Genomic DNA, 16,391 nt, shown 5'->3' with positions numbered 1-16,391 from the left:
GGCGAATCCAGAGCGGTCACACCGACATCAGCGCGATCGCCAGCACGCTCAGCGCGATGGCGGCGACCTTGCGAGCGGTGACGGTCTCGTCGAAGGCGATGATGCCGACCAGCGAACTGATGACGATAAAGAGGCCGTAGATCGGCACGACGATGCTCACCGGGCCGAGCGCGAGCGCTCGATAGTAGGTCAGCAGCCCGACGGTCAGCAACACGCCCATCGCGGCGATGTGGGGCGTTCGCGGATGACTGAGGTACGGCCGCACTGACAGCCCGCGATAGCGGATCACCAGCCCGATGGTCACGAACATGACGGAATTCGAGAGGAAGACTGCCAGGGTACTGGGGAGGTCGGTCATCGCGATCGAGAGTAATGGCGCGACGAGGCTGTAGGTCAGACAGGCGACGATCGAGAGACCGAGATACCGCCGCATCACTCCTCACCTCCGGCGGCGAGATAGATCGCGGCCGCCGCGACGACGATCCCGGCGGCGCGAGTCGTCGTCAACTCCTCGCCGAGGAACGCGATCCCGATGATCGAACTCCCGACGATGAAGAGGCCGTAGATCGGCACGACGACGCTCACCGGTCCGCGCTCGAGGGCCTGATAGTACGCGAGAATGCCGGACGACAGGAACAGGCCGGCGACGTAGACGAGTCCGGCGGACGGCGTCACCACGTCGGTGGGGTCGCTGGCCCCCGTCGCGACGAGGACGATCGTCGTCAGGCAGAGAAAGATCGTCGTCGAGAGGAAGAGCGCGACCGCGGGCGGCACGTCCGACGTCACGACGCTCGTCAGCGGTGCCATTAGGCCGTAGGCCACGAGGGCGACGAGCACCCACACGAGATACTCCATATCGACTCTCGGCACAGGCCGATTAATACAGTCACGGTCTCGGAACCGAGAGCCGGAGCGGGCTCCCGGAAATCGGATGGCGGTCGGGGAAGCGGTCGACAGGTGGATAGCGGAGCGGGCGGCAGTCGAACGACAGGAACGGTCGGTCGTGAGCTACTCGAGGTCGTCGACCAGTTCGCTCGCGACGCCGGTGTAGTCCGCCGGGGTCAGCGCGTGGAGTTCCTCGCGCACGTCCTCGTCGATCTCGAGGTCGTCGAACATCTCGCGGAAGTCCGCGAGGGTGACGTCCTTGCCGCGGGTGACGGCCTTGACGCGCTCGTAGGCGTCTTCTTGGCCCTCGCGGCGGAGGATCGTCTGGACGGCCTCGCCGATGATCTCGGGCGTGTCCGCGAGGTCCTCGCGCATGACCTGTTCGTTGGGGACGACCTTCGACAGTCCCGACGCGGTCTTCCCGTAGGCGATCAGGCAGTGGGCGAAGGCGCCGCCGATGTTGCGCTTGACCGTCGAGTCCGAGAGGTCGCGCTGGAGCCGGGAGGTAGTGACGTAGTCCGCGAGGAAGGTGAGATCCGAGTTCGCCTTCGAGAGGTTCCCCTCGCTGTTCTCGAAGTCGATCGGGTTGACCTTGTGGGGCATCGTCGACGAGCCCGTCTCGCCCTCGACGGCCTCCTGTCCGAGATAGCGGTCGGAGACGTAGAGCCACATGTCCAGGTCCAGATCGAGCAGGACGGTGTTGGCCCCGCGAACGGCGTCGAACAGCGCCGCGAGGTCGTCACACGGGTTGACCTGCGTCGTCAGCGGCTCGAACTCGAGGCCCAAGCCCGTGACGAACTCCCGCGCGAAGGCCTGCCAGTCGACGTCGGGGTAGGCGGCGACGTGGGCCGCGTAGGTGCCCGACGCGCCGCCGAGTTTGCCCCGGAGTTCGTCGGTCGCCTGCCGGATGCGGCCGGTCGCTCGACCCAGCCGCGCGGCGTAGACGGCCATCTCCTTGCCGAAGGTGGTCGGCGTCGCGGGCTGGCCGTGAGTGCGCGCGAGCATCGGAAGGGCCCGGTACTCGCGAGCCATGTCCGCGAGGGTTTCTCGCACGTCGTACAGTGCCGGCAGGAGCACCTCGTCGACCGCGTCGCGGACGAGAAGCCGGTGGGCGAGGTTGTTCACGTCCTCGCTCGTCAGCCCGAAGTGGATCCAGGGCGAGGCGTCGCTACCCTCGGGCAGCCGGTGACGGACGAAGTACTCGACGGCCTTGACGTCGTGGTTCGTCGCCTCGAACTCGGCGTGGCCCTCCGTCTCGAGTTTCTTGATCAGCTCGGCGTCCTCTTCCGCGAAGTGCTGGTAGAGCCCTCGCAGGTGGTTGCGCTCGTCGAGGTCGAGTTCCAGCGGCGTCGCCTCGAGTTCGGCCAGCGCGACGAGGTACTCGACTTCGACGCGGACGCGAGCGCGCATGAGCGCGGCCTCGCTCGCGTACGGCGACAGCGGTGCGGTCCGGCCGTCGTACCGGCCGTCCAGCGGCGAGACGGCGTACAGGGCGTCGGTCTCGGTCATGGTTCGAGCCTGTCCAGCGCGGTGCAAAAGCGTATCGAAACCCGGGCCGCGCGACGCCACGAGCGTGCATACCTCTCCGAATTTCGACGCGAATACCGCCATATTGATCCACGAACGTGGATATCTCGTCCGCCGAGACCGCAACCACTTTGCCGTTCGCGGGCGGGAGTCCGACCATGACGCGAATCGCCGGGATGGCCGGCAACCGAGGGCGCAACCTGTTGAACATCGCCGACCGCGAACCGGGCGGAGCCGAGTTCGCCGTCGTCCTGACGACCGACGCGGACGCGCCGGTGCTCGAGGCCGCCGCCGAGCGCGGGATCCCGACCGAAGTCGTCCCGCTCGAGGACGAGATGAGCCGCAGCGAGCACGAGGAGGCCGTGCTCGAGGCCCTGGCCGACTACGAGTTCGACCTCGTCTGTCTGGACGGCTACATGCGGATCCTCTCCGACACCTTCCTCGACGAGGCCCCGACCACGCTGAACGTCCACCCCGCACTGCTGCCCGCGTTCCCCGGAATGGACGCCTGGGGCGACGCGCTCGAGGCGGGCGTCTCGGTGACGGGCTGTACGGTCCACGTCGTCACGGACGCGACCGACGAGGACGGCGCGGTCGTCGAGAGCGAGGTCGACGGCGGCCCGATCGTCACGCAGGAACCGATCCCCGTCTACGAGGGCGACGACGAGGAGACGCTGAAAGAGCGGGTCCTCTACGAGTGCGAGTTCCGCGCGTACCCGCGCGCCGTGAAGTGGTTCGCCGAGGGCTCGGTCAACGTTGATCTCGAGACGGAGGAAGTCACCGTCGATGCCGACGTCGCGACCGCCGAGGGAGACGATCACGACGGCCTGCCCGCCCGCAGACTCGTCTCCGACGACCGCGCGGACACGCTTCGTTACGGGGAAAACCCCCATCAGGACGCCGCGGTCTACACCGACTACACCTGCGACGAGGCCAGCGTCGTCCACGCCGATCAGCTGAACGAGGGCGCGAAGGCGCTGTCCTACAACAACTACAACGACGCCGACGGCGCGCTCAACCTGATCAAGGAGTTCGACGAGCCCGCCGCGGCGGTCATCAAACACACCAATCCCGCGGGCTGTGCGACCGCCGACTCGCTCGCCGAGGCCTACGAGAAGGCCCTCTCGACGGACCCGATGAGCGCCTTCGGCGGCATCGTCGCCCTCAACCGCGAGTGCGACGCCGAGACCGCCGAACAGGTCATCGACTCGTTCAAAGAGGTCGTCGTCGCGCCCGGCTACACCGAGGACGCACTCGAGATCCTCTTCGAGAAGGACAACCTGCGCGTGCTGGACGTGGGCGAGTTGGGTGAGCGGACGGAGCGCTTCACCGAGAAACCGCTCGTCGGCGGACGACTGGTCCAAGAGCGGGACCTGCAGTCGATTTCGGCCGACGACCTCGAGATCGTTACCGAGCGCGAGCCCACGGAGGACGAACTCGAGACGATGGTCTTCGCGTGGCAGACGCTCAAGCACGTCAAGTCGAACGGGATCCTCTTCGCGGACGGCACCGAGACGGTCGGCATCGGGATGGGACAGGTCTCCCGCGTCGACGCGGTTCGCCTCGCAGCGATGAAGGCCGACGAGCACGCCGAAGGGAAAGACGCCGAGGGCGCCGTCATGGCTTCGGACGCGTTCTTCCCGTTCCCGGACGGCATCGAGGAGGCCGCCGAAGCGGGCATCGAGGCGGTGATCCAGCCCGGTGGTTCGGTCAACGACGAGGACGTGATCGAGGCCGCGGACGAGCACGACATGGCGATGGCGTTTACCGGTCAGCGGAGCTTCCGGCACGATTAGGACCGCGAACGATCCACGGGAGTGAGCGGCTTTTTTGTCCAGATTCTCGAGGTGAGAGAACCACTCAGTGAGAGATCATCGGAAGTCGAATCCGCCCGACCGTCCCGCGTATCCAGTCGCCGACCCACGCGCCGAGCATCGCGACCACGACGGATAGCCAGAAGCCCAACGCGGTGAACAGCACCATAAATATAGCGGCCACCGCGAGAAACGGCAGTGGTGAGGCAGTCTCAGTGCCGATGATGACCATGGTATCGAAGCACAGCCACAGCATCGGCAGTGCGCCGATGAGTCCGACTCGAGTCGCGACTCGAGAGCGGTCGGTCGGCCCCGACTCGTAGAGGTAACCGGCGAGGAGACCGCCGTAAAACACCGCTTCCAAACCGATATTGTCGCCCGTTTGCACGTAGGTGGCAGTCGTGAACGGCAACGCGAGACACCCGCCGATGACCGCTATCCGCCACGCGTCGTCTTCGAACAGCGCTCGGAGGGACAGGTTGCGGGTCACAGTCATCTATTATGTAGAAGGCAGTATAAAGACAATAGATATACATTTCGGGCTCGCAACGAAAACTGGCCGCTTCAGTAAGTGTGCCGACTGGGTCGCGGTCGGAACCCGCTAATTTTAGCGGTTCCCGAAATACAACCCGTCTATGAGAACGACGGGTCTTGTCGATCGAGTCGCGGTTTCGTACACACCGGTGATACAGGATCTGAAACCGTTCGAAACCAAGGCTTCGGGATTGATACCGGCCACTGGTGGCTATTCCGGAGCGTTAGCGGGGCCTTCCGCAGGTGATCGCATATGATCGAGGATCGCGACCGTCTCGCCTCGAGCGAGGCCCGCGCGGTCGCCCTCGACTGTCTCGAGGCCGGCATCGAAGCGGGCCACCCCCGTACCGTCGTCCGCGACGCCGTGACGCTCGAGGACGACACCCTCCGCGTCGCGGACGCGACGTTTAATCTCTCCGAGTACGACGAGATCGTCGTCATCGGCGGCGGCAACGCCGCGGCACACGTCGCGACCGCGCTCGAGGACGTGCTGGGCGACCGAATCGACGGCGGCGTCGTCGTCACGGACGACCCCGTCGAAACGGAGCGCGTGACGGTCCGCGAGGGCGACCATCCGGTGCCGAGCGAGCGCGGCGTCGACGGGGCGCGCGCCGTCCTCGAGGCGGCGGATTCGGCTACCGAGGACACGCTCGTGCTGGCGGCGATCACCGGCGGCGGCAGCGCGCTCATGCCCGCGCCTGCGGGCGACGTCTCCCTCGCCGATCTCCAGTCGACCACCGACGCCCTGCTCGCGAGCGGGGCCGACATCCACGAGATCAACGCGGTCCGCAAACACCTCTCGGTGCTGAAGGGCGGCCGACTGGCGCGCCGCACCGCGCCCGCGACGGTCGTCTCGCTGATCTTGAGCGACGTCGTCGGAAACGACCTGAGCGTGATCGCGAGCGGCCCCGTCGCGCCCGACGCGTCGACGTTCGATGACGCGCTCGCGGTGCTCGAGCGATACGGGATCGACGCGTCGGACGCCGTCGCCGACCGCCTCGAGCGCGGCGCGGCCGGCGAGATCGACGAGACGCCCGGACTCGACGACGCAGTGTTCGAGAGCGTCTCGAATCACGTTATCGCCGACGGGATGACCGTGCTCGAGGCGGCCAGCGATGCGGCGGCCGAACGGGGTTACGAACCGCTCGTGCTCTCCTCGCGCGTTCGCGGCGAGGCCCGCGACGCGGCCGCGATCCACGTCGCGATCGCGGAAGAGGCTCGAGCCACCGGGACGCCGGTCTCGCCGCCGGCCGTCATCCTCTCCGGCGGCGAGACGACGGTGACGGTCCGGGGCGACGGGACGGGCGGACCGAACCAGGAGTTCGCGACGAGCGCGGCGCTCGAGATCGAAGGCGGTGGCGGAGACGAGAACGGGGCCGAGAGCGGAAGCACCGGCGGAATCACGGTCGCCGCGGTCGACACCGACGGTATCGACGGCGCGACCGACGCGGCCGGCGCACTGGTCGACGGGACGACCGTCGCCGACCCCGACGCGGCGCGCGAGGCCCTCGCGGAAAACGACGTCTATCCGTATCTCGAGTCCCGGGACGGCCTGCTTTTCACGGGGCCGACGGGGACGAATCTGAACGACCTGCGGGTGCTGGTCGTCCGTTAGAAGACCATCCCCGCGACGTTTCGGAGGACGGCGATCCAGATGATACTCGAGACGCCGAGCACCAGTGTCGCGAGCGTCCAGGCCTGGTAGGCCGTCCCCGTCTCCATGTCGGAGAACTCCGTGATGATCCAGAAGTAGGAGTCGTTCGCGTGGCTGACGGTCATGCTGCCGGCACCGATCGCGAGGACGGTAAACACCTGGCCGATCTCGGTGTTCAGGCCGAGCGAGCCGAGCAGCGGCGCGACGAGGCTGGCCGTGGTCAGGATCGCGACCGTCGAGGAGCCGAGCGCCGACTTCATCGCCGCGGCGACGACGAACGCGGCGAACAGCCCGATGCCGAGACCGCCCAGCGTGTCGGTAATGAAGTTCTCGAGCGGGAGCGCCGAGAGGACTTCGCCGAACGCGCCGCCGGCACCGGTCACGGCGAGGATGACGGCGGCGTTTTTGATCCCGTCGGAGACCCAGTCGTCCGTGACGCTGCTGTCGAAATCGGGGACGATCGCGAAGGCGATGAACGCTCCGATGAGCAGCGCGACGGCGGGGTCACCGAGGAACAGGAGCCAGCGCTGGAGCGTCCCGGTGATGAGTTCCGGATTCTCCGCTTCCGGGTAGGCGGCGATCGATCCGAGCGCGATGAGCGCGATCGGGACGAGCAGCGGTGCGAACGACGCGGCACGCGAGGGCATCGTCCCGTACTCGGCTTTGATCTCGTCGATCGTCATCTCCGGGTCCGGATCGATGTGGTAGTTCGAGGCCACCTTGTCGGCCCACGTCGCGGCGACGAGGACGATGGGGGCGCTGACGATGATTCCGGCGAGCATGACGAGACCGATGTCAGCGCCGATGATTCCCGCGGCCGCGATCGGGCCGGGCGTCGGTGGAACGAAAACGTGCGTGACGTAGAGTCCGCCGGCGAGCGCCACACCGAGCGTCGACAGGGAGAGCCCCGACCGCTGGGCGAGCGACCGGTTCAGTCCCGAGAGGATGACGAACCCGGAGTCACAGAACACCGGAATGGAGACGAAACTCCCCGTGATAGCCATCACCTGGGTCGTGTACTCTTCGCCGACGTAATCGAGGATCGTCTCCGCGATGACGATCGCCGCACCCGACCGCTCGAGGCAGGTGCCGATGACGGTACCGGCGATGATGACGATCCCGATATAGCCGAGGATACCGCCGAACCCGTCGGTCACCAGCGAGGCGACCTCCGCCGGGTCGAGCCCCGCAGCGAGACCGGTCAGATAGGCGGCGAGGAGTAATGCGAGAAACGCGTGTAGATCCAACTTCGCCGTGGCGAGGATGATAAACGCCACCGCCGCGGCGAGCAACAGTACCAGTGGGAATCCTTCGAGCATGCAATCGGCACCCAATCATGAAATATGATGAATGTTGCGATATAACGGAATTTCTTGGTATTAGATGTACGAGATATCGGTAAAGATAGCGCTCGAAACGTAGGAATTGAGATATCAAGTTAATATCTACAGAACTATACTAATTATTGTCACGACCCGTTCCACCATCGGTTGCCGGTATCGAGTCTCGAGTCCCGGCGCTCGAACCGGTCCGTCGCGGTCCCTGCCGTTCGATACCAGTGGACCGGTTCGACGGCGAGACGTCGGTCCGATCGCCGAAGGAGCCCGCGAACTGGCGGTCAGACCCGTACGATTTCAGTTCCAGTGGTCTACCTCGGGCGCGAGCGCCTCGATCACGCGGCACGCGTTCTTCGAGAAGGCGCGTCGAAGCAGGTCCTCCGAGACGTCGAGGGTGAGGATCTCCATGACCGCGACGTTGGGGTGACAGGCGGGCGCGCCGCTGCCGAAGAAGACGCGGTCGGGATGTTCCATGAGCGCCCGCTCGAGTAGCTCGCGATACCGGACGAAACTCGTCTCGAGGTAGCAGTCGTCGTACTCGTCGAGCAGGTCGATCATCTCGTTCATGAGCGGCCGATTCAGCGGGTGGCCGCCGAAGCGACCGACGACGACGGGGAACGAGCGCTCGAGGAGCACGTCCGCGAGCGTCGCGGGCGGTGCGTCGACGCCGCCGCGAACGATCACCGGCAGGCCGACGTCGTCGAGGGCCGCGAGGACGTCGTCGTCGGGGTAGTCGTCGACGGCGGGATCGAGGACGAACCCGTGAAAGCGGTCGTCGTACGCGTACTTCTCGATGTCGCCGGGGGAGGTGTGGTGGTCCTCGCGGCTGCTCACCGCGTTGCGGAGTCGCCCCGTCGCGTTCCGGCCCGGCGTCTCGGTGCCGTTGATCCGAGCGAAGGCGACGAACGGCCGATCGACGCTGCGCCTGGCGACGCCGTTGTTCGGCGCGAGATAGCTCGTCTCCGCCAGCGCCGGCGGACAGACGATCGACCTCGTGATCCCCGCCTGATGCATCTCCCGCTCGAGCCGTTCCGCCGTCATCGCTCGGTCCCGATTGTCCCCGCCGCCGTCGGTCGGCGGCAACCGCGTCGAAACGTCGACAACGCGGAACCCGTGTTCCAGCTCCAGCATCTCCCGGGGTGTTTCTGGTCGACCCATATCGCCCTACCGGCTCCGACGCCCGCCGCCGTGGCGGCTGTTCACATGCGCAATCGCAAGACGGAGCGGCGGTTGGAGGGAAAGAGTTATATAGAAGTGCTGACGACATGGTTAGTGAGGATCAACGATGGCACAACAGCGACGCATGGGTGGGCAGCCCATGTTCATTATGAGCGAGGATAGTCAGCGAACGCAGGGTCGCGACGCGCAGTCGTCCAACATCATGGCCGGCAAGGCCGTGGCCGAGTCGGTACGCACGACGCTCGGACCCCGCGGTATGGACAAGATGCTCGTCGACTCCGGCGGGGACGTCGTCATCACCAACGACGGCGCGACCATCCTGAACGAGATGGACATCGAGCATCCCGCGGCACAGATGATCGTCGAAGTCGCCGACTCCCAGGAAGAGGAAGTCGGTGACGGAACGACCACGGCAGCGGTACTCGCCGGCAACCTGCTGGGCGAGGCCGAGGACCTCATCGAGCAGGACGTCCACGCGACGACGATCGTCGAAGGCTACCACGAAGCCAGCGAGATCGCCCTCGAGGCGATCGACGAGCAGGTCAACGAGGCCGACGTCGACGACGAAATCCTGCGACAGGTCGCCGAGTCGAGCATGACCGGCAAGGGAACCGGCGGGCTCACCGCCGCGTCGCTGGCCGAGACCGTCGTCGATGCGATCCGCCACGTCGATACCGACGCGGGCGTCGCACGCGATAACGTCACCGTCCACACCCAGATCGGTGCCTCGTCGAACGCGACCGAACTCGTCCCCGGGATCATCGTCGACGAGGAGCCCGCCCACGACGGCATGCCGAGCGAGGTCGAGGACGCGTCGATCGCCATTCTGGACGTCGAACTCGGCGTCCAAACCGGCGACATCGACGCTGAGTACGCCATCGACTCGATCGACCAGCTCAACGCCGCCATCGACGCCGAGGAAGGCGAACTCGAGGGCTACGCCGAGACCGTCGCCGAGAGCGGTGCCGACGTCGTCTTCACGACCGAAGACGTCGCCGACCGCGTCGCCAACGCGCTCGCCAACGAGGGCGTCCTCGTCTTCGAAGGCCTGGGCGACAGCGACGCCCGACAGGTCGCCTCCGCGACCGGCGCACGCCGCGTCGGCGACCTCGACGACCTCGAGGAGTCCGACTTCGGCTCGGCCGACCGTATCCACACCGAGACCTATGGCGACGACGACCTCGCGTTCGTCGAGGGCGGCGCGGCGGCCGAGACGGTCACCGTCTTCGTCCGCGGCGGCACCGAACACATCGTCGACGAACTCGAGCGCGCCATCGGTGACGCGCTCGACGTCGTCGCGACGGCGCTGGAGTCCGGCGAAGTCGTCCCCGGTGCCGGTGCGACCGAGATCGCGATCGCGGACAAGATCCGCGAGGAAGCCGCCGGTATCGAGGGCCGCAAGCAGCTCGCCGTGACGGCCTTCGCCGACGCGGTTGACATCGTCCCCCGAACGCTCGCAGCTAACACCGGCCGCGATCCCATCGACGTGCTCGTGGACCTTCGTGCCGCCCACGACTCCGAGGGTCGGGCCGGCCTGATCACCAAGGGCGACGAGGTCACGATCGACGATCCCTTCGAGTACGGCGTCGTCGACCCTGCCGACGTCAAGCGCGAGGCCGTCGAGAGCGCGACCGAAGCCGCCACGATGATCGCCCGTATCGACGACGTCATCGCCGCCGAATAACGTCGCTGACAGTTTTTTCGCCGTTTTCGAGCGGTCGTCAGACGGGAGTGATCCGTTTCGGCAGCAGTGGTCCGTCCCGATAGCAGTGATCCGCCTCGACAGCCAGTGGCCCGTTTCGGCAGCGGCTCGACTCGTCGATAAAAGACACCCCTGGTTGGGACCGCTATCGAGGTCTCGGGAGAGGTCATAGCAACGCAATTTGAGGAGAGATCAGACAGCCGATGCATGGATCGAACGGAGTATCCGCAACTGGGGACCGCCGTCCGTGCGGCCAGACGAGCGAGCGAGGCGCTTCGATCGTTTCCGGACTCGCCGGCGGAGTTTCGGCACAAGACGAACGGGGACATCGTGACGGCGGCCGACCGTCTCGCGGAGCAAGCCATCTTGGACGAACTCCGGAAGCAGTTCCCGGATCACAATATCGTCTCCGAGGAGCGATCGCCCGAGTTCACGACGAAACCGCGCTGGGTCATCGACCCCATCGACGGGACGACGAACTTCCTCAACGGAGTCCCCCACTATTCGATCTCGATCGCGTTCGAGGGCGTCAGCGCTGCCGACGTCGGTGTCGTCTATCACGTTCCGACCGAGACGATGTACACGGCGATCGAAAACGGCGGGGCCTACGCGAACGGGCAGCCGCTGTCGCTGTCGGCGACGACTGACCTGTCCGAGGCGCTCATCGTGACCGGGTTCGACCCCGCGTCGATGCAGGCGCAGGACTTCGAGCAGTTCCGATCGCTCCTCGACGTAACGCAGGGCGTCAGACGCTTCGGCTCGGCGGCGGGCGAGCTCTCGATGGTCGCGGCGGGACAGTTCGACGCGTTCTTCGAGCGAATGCTCTCCGTCTGGGACACCGCCGCCGGCGTCTTGATCGTCGAAGAGGCGGGCGGCGAAGTCACTCGGATCAAGGCTCTCGACGGCGATAACAGCGAGATGATTCTCGCGTCGAACGAATACCTCCATCAGGACCTCGTGACGCTGGTCTCCTCCGGAACCGTTCCGGAACCGTATCGGTGAATCGGCCGCCGAACGGTCCGCGACGGTGCCGACCCGGAGTCGAGCGCTCGAGTCGCCGGGTTCCGAACCGCGTCGTCTCGAGTCCGCTCGCCGACTGCAACGGGTCTGTCGCTGGCAAGTCTCGGGCGAGAGCGGGTTTAAGTCCCGTACTCCGTAGATATATTTGGCTATATACGAGAATATTATAAGCGCTTTTTCGGGTAATCCGAGTTTCACTCCCTGATGACATCCGACAGCGAGACGGGGCAGGGTCGAACCGATCGTCCGACGCGGCGAGCGTTCATCGCGACGGCCGGGGGTGCCGGGGTGGCGTCCGTCGCGGGCTGCATCGGGAGCGCCGGAGACAGTGAAACGCTTTCCCTCGCAGTGTCCAGCGGCGACGGCGAACTCATCGATCGACTCCTTAAGGACCACATCGAACCCGAGGTCGGGGTCACGGTCGAGACGACGGTGCTCCCGAACGCGAACCTCTTCGAGAAGCTGACGACGATGTTCCAGAGCGAGAACGCGACCTACGACATCGTCGAGATCGACGACCCGTGGATGCCACAGCTCGCACAGCACCTCGCGCCGATTCGAGACCACGTCGATGACCTGCCGACCGACCAGCTCATCGACCAGACGCTCGACATCGGAACGTGGCCGACCCCCGACGAAGCGACCCCGCCAACCGCGCGGGACGAGGACCCCGAGCTCAAGGCGCTGTGTGCGGTCGGCAACGCCCACATCTTCGTCGTCAACGAGCGCCTGTACGACGCGGTCGGCGAGGACCTCCCCGAAACGTGGGACGATGTCTACCGTGCGGGGCGAAAGATCTCGCGGCAAGTCGACGGTGCCGACGGCTACGCCATGCGCGGACAGAGCGGGAACCCGATCACGTCGTCGTATTTCAGCGTCGGCATGAGCATGGCCGGCGACATGTTCGACGAGAACTGGCGCTACGACTGGGCCGACGAGAGCGGCCTGGACGCGGCGTCGTTCTTCCTCGAGGACCTGGGATCGATCTGCCCGGACGGCGTCGCCTCCTTCGACAACAACGAGGTCCTCTCGGGGCTCGCGGACGGGAGCGTCGCCGCCGCGCCCCAGTGGCCCTCGGGCACCTCGCTCTTGCTGAACGAGGACAAAGCCTCGGCGTACGACGATATCACGTTCATGCCGGTTCCGGAGGGAGACGAACGGGCGGCACCGGTCCAGGGGAACTGGCTGCTCGGAATCAACGAGTACACCAGCGACGACAAAAAGGAGGCCGCGGCCGACGTGCTCCGGTCGTTCGTCTCGAAGGAGGCACAGGAGCGGTACGTCGACCTCGGGGGCGTGCCCTTCCGCCACGACACGTTCCAGGACAACATCGACGAGCAGCCGTGGTTCGAGGCGCTGTACGGGAGCCTCCAGAACGCGAAGCCGCGGCCGCGGACGCCGCTCTGGAACGAGATCGACGTCGCACAGGGCCAGCGACTGAACGCGGCGCTCGTCGGCGAACAGTCGGTCGACGACGCGATGGCCGAGTCGAAAACGCGGATCGAGTCGATCCTCGAGGAGAACGACTACTACGCCTGACTGCGGTCGACGCCGCTTTCACCACGCTATGGCCCAACGACACGTTTCCGATGCGATGGCGGACCGCGCCGAAGACATCCTGCTGTGGCTCGAGGACAACCTGCGGTGGTTCCTGACCCTGCCGGCGCTCGGGCTGCTCGCCGCGTTTTTCCTCTATCCGATCGGTCGCGCCGTCGCGCTCTCGGCGTATCAGTTCGACGGGACGGGGCGGGAGTTCGTCGGGATCGACAACTACGTCGCGATCCTGACGCAGGGGGCGTTCTGGGACTCGCTGTGGGTGACCGCGAAGTTCATGATCGTCGCCGTCTCGCTGGAGGTCCTGCTCGGTATCGGGATCGCGTTCGTGTTGAACAGTCGCGTCCGGTTCCGGGGACTCGTCCAGACGATCGGACTCGTGCCGCTGGTCATCTCGCCGACCGTCGTCGCGCTGCTGTGGCAACTCCTCTACCGGAACGGCGGAGTGTTAGATTCCCTCGTGCAGCCGATCACCGGCGGGCCGGTGCCGTGGCTGAGTTCGCCGTCGATCGCGCTCTGGGCGATCGTGATTCCGGACGTCTGGCAGATGACGCCGCTGGTGACGCTGATCGTCCTCGCCGGTCTCCAGTCGGTCCCGGATCACGTCCGGGAAGCGGCGATGATGGACGGGGCCGGTCGCGTCCGGCGACTGCTCGACGTGACGCTCCCCTACATCAGGGAACTCGTCGTTCTCGTCGTGATCCTCCGCGTCATCGGGACGATGCGCGTGTTCGCCAAGGTGTTCGTGCTGACGCGCGGTGGGCCGGCGGGCTCGACGGACGTCGTGAGCATGGCGCTGTATCGGGAGGCGTTTCGCTACGGGAACTACGGGCGAGCGTCGACGATGGCGTTGCTGCTGTTGGCGATCGCTCTCCTGATCACGTACACGTTCGCGAAGGTTTCGGAGGTGAAGTTCTGAGATGGCAACGACATCACTGCCCGGCCGCGGACTCGGTCGGGCGCTGCTCGACCGGACGGAACGGTGGTACGATCGACTCGACGAGTACGGCCTCGTGCCCGGCCTGGCACACGTCGTCGCGCTGGTGTTCGTCGTCTGGACCGTCTTCCCGGTCTACTGGATGGTCTCGGGCTCGCTCCGGACGCGGCGGGAGCTACTGGCCACGCCGCCGCAGTGGCTCTCGACCGCGCTGACGCTCGAGAACTATTCGGAACTGTTCGTGCAGCGACCGGCGTTCTACGAGTACCTGCTCAACAGCGTGGTGATCACGATCGGATCGACCGCGCTCGCCGTCCTCTTCGGGACGGCGGCGACGTACGGCTTCGTGAAGTACGAGTATCCGTACGATCTCGGGCGATTCCATCTCCCGTTTCTGGTGTTGGCGACCCGATTCCTGCCGCCGATCGTGACGGTGATTCCGCTGTACGTGATCTTCGACAACGTCGGCCTGCTCAACACGCAACTCGGTCTCACGTTGGCGTACGCGGCGTTCAACATCCCGTTCGTCGTGTGGATGCTGAAAGGGTTCTTCGCGGAATTACCCGATTGTATCATCGAAGCCGCCGTCCTCGACGGACACACCGAGATCGGTGCGTTCTTCAAGATCGTGCTCCCGATGGTCCGTCCCGGCCTGCTCGCGGCCACGATCTTCACGATCATCAACGCCTGGAACGAGCTGTTGTTCGCAGTCATTCTGACGAGCAACACGCGAGCCCAGACCCTCCCGGTCGCGCTCGCGACGTTCAAAACGGCCTACACGATCCAGTGGGAGCTGTTGACCGTCGCGGGGACGATCGCGATGGCACCGGTACTGGCGTTCGCGTTCCTCGTCCGCGAGAAGCTCCTTCGCGGGTTCACTATGGGGGCGGTCCAGTAATGAAGCCGAGACGGCCGCCGAACGGGACCGGTTCGGCGACGGGTTCCGCACATACTCGTCGGGAGCGGCGTCGAGCACCGACTCGAGCGACGGGGGTACAGGCAGCGAGCGACCGACCGACACGACAATCAGACCAATGGTTCGCGTAAGCTACGAGGACGTGACGAAGCGGTACGGTACCGAAATCGGCGTCGACGGCGTCGATATCACGATCGAAGACGGCGAGTTCGCGGTCCTGCTCGGACCGAGCGGGTGCGGCAAGACGACGACGCTCCGGAGCCTCGCGGGGCTCACCGACCCGTCCGACGGACGGATTCTCGTCGACGGGTCGGACGTGACCGATACCCACCCGAAAAACCGCGACATCGCGATGGTATTCCAGGAACTCGCGCTCTACCCGCACATGGGCGTCGCGGAAAACATCGGTTACCCACTCAAAGTAGCAGGGGTCGCAGAGACGACGCGCCGCGAACGGGTCGAAGATGTCGCCGAAACACTCGGCATCGCCGACCTGCTCGAGCGATCGACGGACGAACTGAGCGGCGGTCAGCGCCAGCGGGTCGCCATCGGCCGCGCCATCGTCCGGCGGCCCAGCGTGTTCCTGATGGACGAACCGCTGGCGAGTCTCGACGCGAAACTGAAAGTCGAGATGCGAAACGAGATCAAGAAACTGCAGCGCGAGCTCGGGGTCACGACGCTGTACGTCACGCACGATCAGGAGGAGGCGATGACGCTCGGAGACAAACTGATCGTCATGTGCGACGGCGAGGTCCAGCAGGTGGGGACGCCGCACGAGGTCTATCACGACCCCGAAAACCGCTTCGTCGCGGGCTTTATCGGCAGCCCGAGCATGAATTTCCTCCGCGTCCGCCGCGCGACCGGCGGGTCACAGCGGCTCGTCGGGGCCGATGGGACCGAGGAGTCCGACGACTTCTCGATCCGATACGACGGCGTTCCCGCGTCCGTCGACGGGACCGAGCCGTTCGTTCTCGGCGTCCGTCCGCAGTACTTCGACGTGTCCCAGTCGCCGGCCGACGGGACGGCCCGCGCCCGCGTCACGGTCACGGAACCGATGGGAGACGAGCAGCTACTGACGGTCGCGGTCCCCGAACTGGACGACCGAGAACTGACCGTCCGCGTTCCGATCAGCGTCGACGTCACGCGCGGGGACTCCGTGTGGTTGGGGGTCGACGACCGCGCGTTCGTCTTCGACGACGAAACCGGGGACCGAATCCAGCGCGTCGACCGCCGCGTCGCGTCGCCGGTCCCGAGAAACGCCCAGTGAGAACTGCCGGGATACATCGTCGTTCCCCTCGGCTTCCCGACCGCTGACTCCGACCGGGAACGACA

At 66.0% G+C, this 16,391-nt stretch carries 14 protein-coding genes; 8 read left to right on the top strand and 6 right to left on the bottom strand.

Annotated features, from left to right (window positions below; translation table 11 throughout):
- Nucleotides 1-16: 16 nt before the first annotated feature.
- The 3 genes from LDH66_RS11660 to purB all read right to left on the bottom strand — a co-directional run bounded on the left by LDH66_RS11660 (nucleotide 17) and on the right by purB (nucleotide 2,394).
- The gene (locus LDH66_RS11660; protein WP_226481246.1) at nucleotides 17-433 is read right to left on the bottom strand and encodes an EamA family transporter; all 417 of its coding nucleotides are present in this window, start codon (nucleotides 431-433) and stop codon (nucleotides 17-19) included.
- Nucleotides 433-855: an EamA family transporter gene (locus LDH66_RS11655; protein ID WP_226481245.1), complete on the bottom strand. Its 423-nt coding sequence runs from the start codon at nucleotides 853-855 to the stop codon at nucleotides 433-435. The genes LDH66_RS11660 and LDH66_RS11655 overlap by 1 nt, the downstream gene beginning before the upstream one ends.
- A gap of 153 nt (nucleotides 856-1,008) precedes the next feature.
- Entirely contained in the window at nucleotides 1,009-2,394 is a 1,386-nt protein-coding gene (gene purB, locus LDH66_RS11650) for an adenylosuccinate lyase (protein ID WP_226481244.1), read from the bottom strand.
- 176 nt (nucleotides 2,395-2,570) lie between these two features.
- Here purB and purH point away from each other — a divergent pair, with 176 nt between their 5' ends.
- The gene (gene purH / locus LDH66_RS11645; protein ID WP_226481243.1) at nucleotides 2,571-4,208 is read left to right on the top strand and encodes a bifunctional phosphoribosylaminoimidazolecarboxamide formyltransferase/IMP cyclohydrolase; all 1,638 of its coding nucleotides are present in this window, start codon (nucleotides 2,571-2,573) and stop codon (nucleotides 4,206-4,208) included.
- 64 nt (nucleotides 4,209-4,272) lie between these two features.
- On the opposite strand, the gene LDH66_RS11640 is transcribed toward purH, so the two are convergent.
- A complete protein-coding gene (locus tag LDH66_RS11640; RefSeq protein WP_226481242.1) occupies nucleotides 4,273-4,722 on the bottom strand; it encodes a DUF5518 domain-containing protein in 450 nt (149 codons plus the stop codon).
- 291 nt (nucleotides 4,723-5,013) lie between these two features.
- Between LDH66_RS11640 and LDH66_RS11635 the strand changes: the two genes are divergently transcribed.
- Complete coding sequence (locus LDH66_RS11635; RefSeq protein WP_226481241.1) at nucleotides 5,014-6,375, top strand: glycerate kinase type-2 family protein; 1,362 nt, start codon at nucleotides 5,014-5,016, stop codon at nucleotides 6,373-6,375.
- Here the strand turns inward: LDH66_RS11635 and LDH66_RS11630 are convergent.
- Nucleotides 6,372-7,733: a GntP family permease gene (locus LDH66_RS11630; protein ID WP_226481240.1), complete on the bottom strand. Its 1,362-nt coding sequence runs from the start codon at nucleotides 7,731-7,733 to the stop codon at nucleotides 6,372-6,374. The genes LDH66_RS11635 and LDH66_RS11630 overlap by 4 nt on opposite strands.
- Before the next feature lie 315 nt (nucleotides 7,734-8,048).
- Entirely contained in the window at nucleotides 8,049-8,882 is an 834-nt protein-coding gene (locus LDH66_RS11625; protein WP_226481239.1) for an amidohydrolase family protein, read from the bottom strand.
- Nucleotides 8,883-9,069: 187 nt separating this feature from the next.
- Here LDH66_RS11625 and thsA point away from each other — a divergent pair, with 187 nt between their 5' ends.
- From thsA to LDH66_RS22955, 6 genes are all read left to right on the top strand, one after another.
- Nucleotides 9,070-10,614 (top strand): thermosome subunit alpha, encoded by a 1,545-nt coding sequence (gene thsA / locus LDH66_RS11620; protein WP_226482008.1) that lies wholly within the window; start codon nucleotides 9,070-9,072, stop codon nucleotides 10,612-10,614.
- A 225-nt stretch (nucleotides 10,615-10,839) separates the two neighbouring features.
- The gene (locus LDH66_RS11615; protein ID WP_226481238.1) at nucleotides 10,840-11,634 is read left to right on the top strand and encodes an inositol monophosphatase family protein; all 795 of its coding nucleotides are present in this window, start codon (nucleotides 10,840-10,842) and stop codon (nucleotides 11,632-11,634) included.
- Between the two features lie 222 nt (nucleotides 11,635-11,856).
- Nucleotides 11,857-13,191 carry an extracellular solute-binding protein gene (locus tag LDH66_RS11610; RefSeq protein WP_226481237.1) on the top strand — a complete coding sequence of 445 codons (1,335 nt, stop codon included), beginning with the start codon at nucleotides 11,857-11,859 and terminating at the stop codon, nucleotides 13,189-13,191.
- 28 nt (nucleotides 13,192-13,219) lie between these two features.
- Nucleotides 13,220-14,125 carry a carbohydrate ABC transporter permease gene (locus tag LDH66_RS11605; protein ID WP_226481236.1) on the top strand — a complete coding sequence of 302 codons (906 nt, stop codon included), beginning with the start codon at nucleotides 13,220-13,222 and terminating at the stop codon, nucleotides 14,123-14,125.
- A gap of 1 nt (nucleotide 14,126) precedes the next feature.
- Nucleotides 14,127-15,041 carry a carbohydrate ABC transporter permease gene (locus LDH66_RS11600; protein WP_226481235.1) on the top strand — a complete coding sequence of 305 codons (915 nt, stop codon included), beginning with the start codon at nucleotides 14,127-14,129 and terminating at the stop codon, nucleotides 15,039-15,041.
- Between the two features lie 136 nt (nucleotides 15,042-15,177).
- Nucleotides 15,178-16,326: an ABC transporter ATP-binding protein gene (locus LDH66_RS22955; protein ID WP_264182374.1), complete on the top strand. Its 1,149-nt coding sequence runs from the start codon at nucleotides 15,178-15,180 to the stop codon at nucleotides 16,324-16,326.
- Nucleotides 16,327-16,391 lie beyond the last annotated feature (65 nt).

Source organism: Natrinema amylolyticum, from assembly GCF_020515625.1.
Taxonomy (GTDB): domain Archaea; phylum Halobacteriota; class Halobacteria; order Halobacteriales; family Natrialbaceae; genus Natrinema; species Natrinema amylolyticum.
This window is presented reverse-complemented; position numbering and strand designations above follow the sequence as displayed.

Coding starts and splice junctions, on each gene's coding strand:
- LDH66_RS22955 (WP_264182374.1), top strand. CDS start 15,178: ATGGTTCGCGTAAGCTACGAGGACGTGACGAAGCGGTACGGTACCGAA.
- LDH66_RS11625 (WP_226481239.1), bottom strand. CDS start 8,882: ATGCTGGAGCTGGAACACGGGTTCCGCGTTGTCGACGTTTCGACGCGG.
- LDH66_RS11660 (WP_226481246.1), bottom strand. CDS start 433: ATGCGGCGGTATCTCGGTCTCTCGATCGTCGCCTGTCTGACCTACAGC.
- LDH66_RS11655 (WP_226481245.1), bottom strand. CDS start 855: ATGGAGTATCTCGTGTGGGTGCTCGTCGCCCTCGTGGCCTACGGCCTA.
- LDH66_RS11605 (WP_226481236.1), top strand. CDS start 13,220: ATGGCCCAACGACACGTTTCCGATGCGATGGCGGACCGCGCCGAAGAC.
- purH (WP_226481243.1), top strand. CDS start 2,571: ATGACGCGAATCGCCGGGATGGCCGGCAACCGAGGGCGCAACCTGTTG.
- LDH66_RS11615 (WP_226481238.1), top strand. CDS start 10,840: ATGGATCGAACGGAGTATCCGCAACTGGGGACCGCCGTCCGTGCGGCC.
- LDH66_RS11635 (WP_226481241.1), top strand. CDS start 5,014: ATGATCGAGGATCGCGACCGTCTCGCCTCGAGCGAGGCCCGCGCGGTC.
- LDH66_RS11640 (WP_226481242.1), bottom strand. CDS start 4,722: ATGACTGTGACCCGCAACCTGTCCCTCCGAGCGCTGTTCGAAGACGAC.
- LDH66_RS11600 (WP_226481235.1), top strand. CDS start 14,127: ATGGCAACGACATCACTGCCCGGCCGCGGACTCGGTCGGGCGCTGCTC.
- LDH66_RS11610 (WP_226481237.1), top strand. CDS start 11,857: ATGACATCCGACAGCGAGACGGGGCAGGGTCGAACCGATCGTCCGACG.
- LDH66_RS11630 (WP_226481240.1), bottom strand. CDS start 7,733: ATGCTCGAAGGATTCCCACTGGTACTGTTGCTCGCCGCGGCGGTGGCG.
- thsA (WP_226482008.1), top strand. CDS start 9,070: ATGTTCATTATGAGCGAGGATAGTCAGCGAACGCAGGGTCGCGACGCG.
- purB (WP_226481244.1), bottom strand. CDS start 2,394: ATGACCGAGACCGACGCCCTGTACGCCGTCTCGCCGCTGGACGGCCGG.